This is a genomic window from Streptomyces sp. NPDC007983 (assembly GCF_042958345.1).
Lineage (GTDB): Bacteria > Actinomycetota > Actinomycetes > Streptomycetales > Streptomycetaceae > Streptomyces.
Genome location: NZ_JBIBJI010000073.1, coordinates 1 through 1,048, shown reverse-complemented (window position 1 = coordinate 1,048; position 1,048 = coordinate 1). Strand labels below are relative to the sequence as shown.

Below are 1,048 nucleotides of genomic sequence, written 5' to 3'. Positions count from 1 at the left end.
GTCGTGACTGCGTGCCTTTTGAAGAATGAGCCTGCGAGTTTGCGGTGTGTTGCGAGGTTAACCCGTGTGGGGAAGCCGTAGCGAAAGCGAGTCCGAATAGGGCGGTTTAGTAGCGCGCTCAAGACCCGAAGCGGAGTGATCTAGCCATGGGCAGGTTGAAGCGGAGGTAAGACTTCGTGGAGGACCGAACCCACCAGGGTTGAAAACCTGGGGGATGACCTGTGGTTAGGGGTGAAAGGCCAATCAAACTCCGTGATAGCTGGTTCTCCCCGAAATGCATTTAGGTGCAGCGTCGTGTGTTTCTTACTGGAGGTAGAGCACTGGATAGGCGATGGGCCCTACCGGGTTACTGACCTTAGCCAAACTCCGAATGCCGGTAAGTGAGAGCGCGGCAGTGAGACTGTGGGGGATAAGCTCCATGGTCGAGAGGGAAACAGCCCAGAGCATCGACTAAGGCCCCTAAGCGTATGCTAAGTGGGAAAGGATGTGGAGTCGCAGAGACAACCAGGAGGTTGGCTTAGAAGCAGCCATCCTTGAAAGAGTGCGTAATAGCTCACTGGTCAAGTGATTCCGCGCCGACAATGTAGCGGGGCTCAAGCGTACCGCCGAAGTCGTGTCACTGCAGCATGTACCTCTAACGAGGGCTGTGGTGGGTAGGGGAGCGTCGTGTGCCGGGTGAAGCAGCGCCGGAAGGTAGTTGTGGACGGTTCACGAGTGAGAATGCAGGCATGAGTAGCGATACACACGTGGGAAACGTGTGCGCCGATTGACTAAGGGTTCCTGGGTCAAGCTGATCTGCCCAGGGTAAGTCGGGACCTAAGGCGAGGCCGACAGGCGTAGTCGATGGACAACCGGTTGATATTCCGGTACCCGCTTTGAAGCGCCCAATATCGAATCCTCTGATGCTAAGGCCGTGAAGCCGCCCTGATCTCTTCGGAGTTGAGGGGAGTGGTGGAGCCGCTGATCCAAGGTGGTAGTAGGTAAGTGATGGGGTGACGCAGGAAGGTAGTCCAGCCCGGGCGGTGGTTGTCCCGGGGTAAGGGTGTAG

At 57.1% G+C, this 1,048-nt stretch carries 1 rRNA gene; it reads left to right on the top strand.

The features are described 5' to 3' along the window. Window positions 1-1,048: ribosomal RNA gene (locus ACFZCY_RS45505) — 23S ribosomal RNA — on the top strand; the annotation flags it as partial.